This window comes from Blautia sp. HCP28S3_G10, assembly GCF_052065235.1.
Taxonomy (GTDB): domain Bacteria; phylum Bacillota; class Clostridia; order Lachnospirales; family Lachnospiraceae; genus Blautia_A.
In genome coordinates, this window is record NZ_JBQHUL010000071.1 from 1 (window position 1) to 5444 (window position 5444).

The following is a 5444-nucleotide window of genomic DNA, read 5'->3' on the forward strand; positions in this document are numbered from 1 at the left end:
GCATTCTGTATCAATACCATCTTTTAAAACCTTTTTCCGATATTTTGTACACCATACCAGATGATACTGCAGGGAATACACATATCCTCTACCATATGAAAGTTCATTATTGATATTAAACATATTTTTCTCCATATTTTTATTATACCATATGCAAGAACATTTCACAAACATTTGTTCTGCCTTTTTTCAAAAAAATAGTGCGTCTAACTCATCACTGAAGTAACGAGAATGCGACACACAGTTATTCAATTCTACCAATCTACTGATATAATCCATATATTCATCCAATTTCTTTATAAAACTTTTAATCCTCTGATATGTTTCTGTCTCTTGTAATATACATGAATTTCTCATCAGTTCATTGATTTCTGTATAGAAACAATCATAGTTAGAAATCAGCATGTAAAAAATCCCGGTGAACATATCCATCGATATAACATCCCTGATTCCCCATCGACAATACATGTCAAGAAATCTCATACGCAAAGAATATGTATCTGTAATCAGCACCTGTACTTGTTGCTCGTTAAATGGATTTCCAAACGCAAATCCATAATATTTATTATAAATCACTGCATTATTTTTTATAAAATTTTCAATTTCATCCCAATAAACAATTTCTATAGAAAACTTTCCCTGTTTCAATCTTTCTTTACTTTTCAACATAACATATCGCTGTATATTGGCATCTGTTTTTTGCGCAATTGCAATTACAAACATACATAATGGTGGCACAAAAGTTTCTGCTAGTTTTATCATATCATCAATGTCAGACTCTTTAACCACGGTCCCACTATAATCCTTGCACTGCACACCTATTATATTTGATAAATCTTTTGAAATAACGTCAACACCATTTTGCCGCTGTCCGTTTCTCCCAAACAAAAAAACATTTCCACCAAATTGACATTCACAATAGTCTCGAATTATTTTTTCATATTCTTTTGGATCTGTTGGTGGAGTTAATGGGTTCATTCCAAATGAAGGCATTGCGTTTCCTCACTTTCTTACACTTAATTGTGCCTGTCACCTTTTACGCAAACCCCCAGAGCAAATACTACTGCCCTGGGGAAAATATCTTTCATTTACTTTTGTTTTAATCCATCCACATATTTATATCGTTCTTCTTCTGGAATTCCAAGCGCATCCATTGCCTGTTTGACAGTCAGGTTCATTGATGTCACCAGATTCCGAATCGCCTGCTGCTGTGCTTCTGCTCTTCCTTCTGCTCTTCCAAGTTTTATCAGCTTATCTGATTCCAGTTCCAGCACTTTTCCTCCCATGATATCACCTAACCTTTCCTTCACTTTTTTCCTGTCTGCAAATATGTAATCTGCTATCTTTCTGATCAGTTCTATCATATCCCGGTAAGCCTGTTCCCTGTCCTGATCCAACAGTTCCTCTTCCAGATATTCCTCAATATCTGCATATTCTTTTAATATTCCTTCCTGAAATACCGGATCTGTTTCTGCCTGATCCCGGTTCTTTTCGTATCGCATGATATAAAAAGGCAATAAGAAAATCAACTTCTTCTGAAATAACTCATCTTTAGTATATGCCTGTACATGCACTACTGGCACCTGGTACTCCATTTTTCTTCCATCCGGCATTACCATGACCATCTCCAGGAAATCCGGTCCACCTTTTCCACGGAGATACAACACACAAGACTGCGGAAATTCCATATAATATTTTCCGTCTCTCTTCTCTGCATAATCCATCGCAATTGAAAAATCATACTGTACCATCCGTATGATCATAGTTGAATTAGATGTACTCTGGCATTCAATATGATAGATCAGGTTTCCTATACACAGGTTTGAATCCGTGATAATCTCTCCGTCCTTCGTCTGATGTTCATTCCTTTGCTGCATGATCGGAATGTCCATCGGGTAATTTGTTCCAAACACCTCGTTTATTAACGGGATTACCAGCTCCGGCATCTTTTCGATCATTGTCCGAAAGACATCATCAAATATTGTATTGTTTTTTGCCATGAGGCTTTTCCTTTCTCAATAATTATTGTAAATTATTCTCTTTTGTATTCAGGAAAATCCTCTTTTGTGTTTTTTATCGCAATTTTGACTGACTGTCTTTTATCTCTATATTAATTCTGTGCTACAGAAATTTATCCTTTGTAAAGAAAATCTTACCTTCTTCACCCGCCTCTCCGATTTCTTTTATTGTAACAAAACCCCAGGACAAATACTACTGTCCTGGGGGAAATATCCTAAAATTCACATTTCTGTTTGCAATATATCTATACTTTATGAAATTTAACAGACTTTTAATTTTATTTTATTTCGCCTTTATTGTGCCTGTCACCTTTTCCCTTCATATACTTTTATAATTATTTATTTTTTAAACTTTTAATTATATCTGTACCTAGCATTCCTACTGCAAATATGCACAAAGCTAATACGCCTGAAACACCTCCAAATAACAGAAATTTCACCCATGAATTTAAAATAAAAAATTGTTTTACATTTATTATTAGCATCATAACACCCACCGAACATACAATTGCTCTGACAATCGGCGCATAAAAAGTTTTCCAATTTACGTTTAAATTTCTACAAACATATAAAGGAATAAAAATTCCAACCCATACGATTTGAAGAATAGAACTAATTAACGGTAAAGAAATCAAACCTGGATGAAACAATTTATAGCTTACATAAGCAAGAAATATATTAACTATACCACTCCCCAATGTATATAATGCTGGAACTTTCAGTTTATTCATTACCACATTCAAATTAGTTAAGGACCACATACACGCAATAACAAAGTGCGGAAGAATCGTGACAAATGATAATTCTGCTAAAAAAATTGCATTTTCATTCGGTGTCCATAAAGTAAAAAATTCTGTTGCTAAAGAAGAAAATGTTGCAATAACTGCACATCCAAAAATACCAACCATTTTTTGTGCTTTTTTTACTTCATAAATTAAACCTTTTTTATCATTTTCAGCATATTTATAAGTAATAACTGGATAAAAAACTCCTGTTAACATTACAATAATTCCACAAATAAACTGTGGTACAGTATTTACAATTGAATATGAACCAGATGCTGTTGCTCCATAAAACATATTTGCTAAAATCATAGACATTCCTGCTAACAAAGTATTACCAAATGAATTAATTGCGTTCCAACAACTCGAGGACAATAATTCCCTTGTATGTTTTGAAGAAATATATTTTTTTTTCAATTTAATTTCTGGTAACAAAAATCTTGTATAATTAACCTGAAAAATAATATTCACTATTGCTACTACTAATGTTACAATACCAACGTAAATAATTGATGGGGTTAAAAATTTATATAAAACTATAAACAACACTAATCTAAGTGAAGCTGTTACAAGTTCTCTCACAGAGCGCAAATCAATTCTATTTTTTGCAAATGTAGCAATCCCAAATACAGAAGCTGAAATGTTTATAAGAGCTGATGCAAAAACCAATGCAAACAGTGTCTTTATCGCTGCAACTGAATTAACCGGAACATCCATAAATGTGTCTAAAAAAACTACCACAATTAGCATTGGAACAAACATGATAAGACTCATTAACAAATTAGCTGCTAATGTTGAAGAATAATATTTATTAGCATCTTCTTTTCTTTTTTGGACTATTGAAACCGTAACAAATCGACTTGCTATTGAGTTCATAGCATTTGTCAAAACAGACATATAACTGACTATTGTATTGGCCATTGGATAAAAACTATATGTTTCTTTTCCCAATGTATTAATTAAAAAAGGAGTTAATACAAACGAAATAATAATGTTAGCAGAATAAGAAACTATATTAGCAATCATATTAATTGATATTTGTTTCCTACTAATCGAATCATTCACTATTTTTATTACCTCCCATTATTTATTAGTCTTTTTCCAATCCACCGTGGCAATATTGCACACATTAATTGATTAAACAACACTTTTTTATTACCATCTTTTGTTCTATGATGCAGTATGCATATTGGATAATCTTCTTGTCCAATATGGTCTCCATAATAAATCATTTCACATCCATTTCGAATATATTTTTCTGGCAATCTGCCATACTGAGATGGGTCTGACCAAGCTCTCAATTTATATTTTTTTACTAATAGACTTAGTATTGATTGATCTTCCCGATGGTCATAGAAATATGTAGCCTCCTGTGTTTTATCCTTCGGCGGAGCAAGTGCTTTTATATTACAACAGTACTGCAACCAATCATTAACAAACCTTGTACTGAAATCACTTTTCTTAAACGCGCAAAACGTTCCAGAAATTTGAGCTGTTTCCTTATACTTTTCTGTATTGCAATTTAAAATATCAAATGTCTGCTGTTTCGTAAATTGTTTTTCCTTTAACGGAAGAACTGAAACCCAAATATCTTGTTCCTCTAATTTAGAAATAATGTCATTTATATTTCTGATAAAACAAGCTCCTGAATCACAATAAAAGAGTATTTCTCCATCTTTCATGGAGTCCAATGTTTTCTTTATCAAATATGGTTTCCATACCCATAGACCGTTTCCTCTTTGATAATTAAAAATATTTTGATATTCATTTTTAAATTTATTGTCAATATCGTCTGGGCCATATTCTATTACCTCTGAAAATCCTGCCATTTTTGCTGTTTTTGTTTGTAATTTTTGCGCCGTTTTATATTGAAAATCAGCATAACTAACCAGTATTTTAGGTGGGTATTCCTTCTTTCTTAATATTATATGATTCATTCCTTTTCCTCTATTAAACTTATACTTTATTTAACTTTCTCTTGCCATAATATATAAATGCAGCCCAAATATAACACTTGCATCTGCTGACATCATAAATGTGGGATTAGTTATCATAAAAACACATAAAGCAATTCCACCAGCTACAATTCCCCATTTATATCTACTTTTTCTTACCTGATTATAGGCCATAATTTTTTTAGAAATGATAAGTAATATCATTAACCCTATAAGTCCTAAATCTTTATAAATCCAAAGATAGGTTCCGTCAACAATATACGTTTGTCCTTGAGCTGCCATATAATATGCATTTGTCCCGCGTCCTATTAATGCAAATACAGGATTGGCATTATCATTTAATATATTTTTAATCTGAAGCAGTCTAGCCGTTCCACTGCCATCATTTTTAATACCAGCAGATATTAAATTTCCTGATGCCAATCTATATTTAAAGAAATAATCTATATAATTACTAATAAAATCAATTTTAGTAATAAAATATAATGCAAGTATGCTTATAGCCGTAATAAGCACTACACTAAAAAATCCTTTTATTAACACCTTCTTTTTTATTTTTTGGGGTTGCATAATACTTTTGAATAATCCGGTGCCCGTGTCCCTGCTGTCCGGTGACAGGAAACCGCAAATCCGTTTTTTAGGAAACCACCATTCCGGTAGTGGAAACCTTTATCATAAATCCTTTAGAA

6 protein-coding genes are annotated in these 5444 nt (G+C 32.4%); all 6 read right to left on the reverse strand.

Annotated features, from left to right (window positions below; all coding sequences use genetic code 11):
• On the reverse strand, positions 1-135 hold a 135-nt coding region (locus tag ACTNB8_RS16005), incomplete at its 3' end, for a transposase (RefSeq protein WP_441056074.1).
• A 54-nt stretch (positions 136-189) separates the two neighbouring features.
• Positions 190-993: a hypothetical protein gene (locus ACTNB8_RS16010; protein WP_441056069.1), complete on the reverse strand. Its 804-nt coding sequence runs from the start codon at positions 991-993 to the stop codon at positions 190-192.
• A gap of 95 nt (positions 994-1088) precedes the next feature.
• Positions 1089-2000 carry a hypothetical protein gene (locus tag ACTNB8_RS16015; RefSeq protein WP_441056070.1) on the reverse strand — a complete coding sequence of 304 codons (912 nt, stop codon included), beginning with the start codon at positions 1998-2000 and terminating at the stop codon, positions 1089-1091.
• Between the two features lie 353 nt (positions 2001-2353).
• Complete coding sequence (locus tag ACTNB8_RS16020; RefSeq protein WP_441056071.1) at positions 2354-3865, reverse strand: oligosaccharide flippase family protein; 1512 nt, start codon at positions 3863-3865, stop codon at positions 2354-2356.
• Between the two features lie 8 nt (positions 3866-3873).
• Positions 3874-4737 carry a hypothetical protein gene (locus ACTNB8_RS16025; RefSeq protein ID WP_441056072.1) on the reverse strand — a complete coding sequence of 288 codons (864 nt, stop codon included), beginning with the start codon at positions 4735-4737 and terminating at the stop codon, positions 3874-3876.
• 30 nt (positions 4738-4767) lie between these two features.
• Positions 4768-5325, reverse strand: coding sequence for a hypothetical protein (locus ACTNB8_RS16030; protein ID WP_441056073.1), 558 nt, complete (start codon positions 5323-5325; stop codon positions 4768-4770).
• Between the last annotated feature and the right edge of the window lie 119 nt (positions 5326-5444).

Bases quoted from the DNA above. Each gene is read 5' to 3' on its own strand.
- ACTNB8_RS16010 (WP_441056069.1), bottom strand. From the start codon at position 993: ATGCCTTCATTTGGAATGAACCCATTAACTCCACCAACAGATCCAAAA.
- ACTNB8_RS16015 (WP_441056070.1), bottom strand. From the start codon at position 2,000: ATGGCAAAAAACAATACAATATTTGATGATGTCTTTCGGACAATGATC.
- ACTNB8_RS16025 (WP_441056072.1), bottom strand. From the start codon at position 4,737: ATGAATCATATAATATTAAGAAAGAAGGAATACCCACCTAAAATACTG.
- ACTNB8_RS16030 (WP_441056073.1), bottom strand. From the start codon at position 5,325: ATGCAACCCCAAAAAATAAAAAAGAAGGTGTTAATAAAAGGATTTTTT.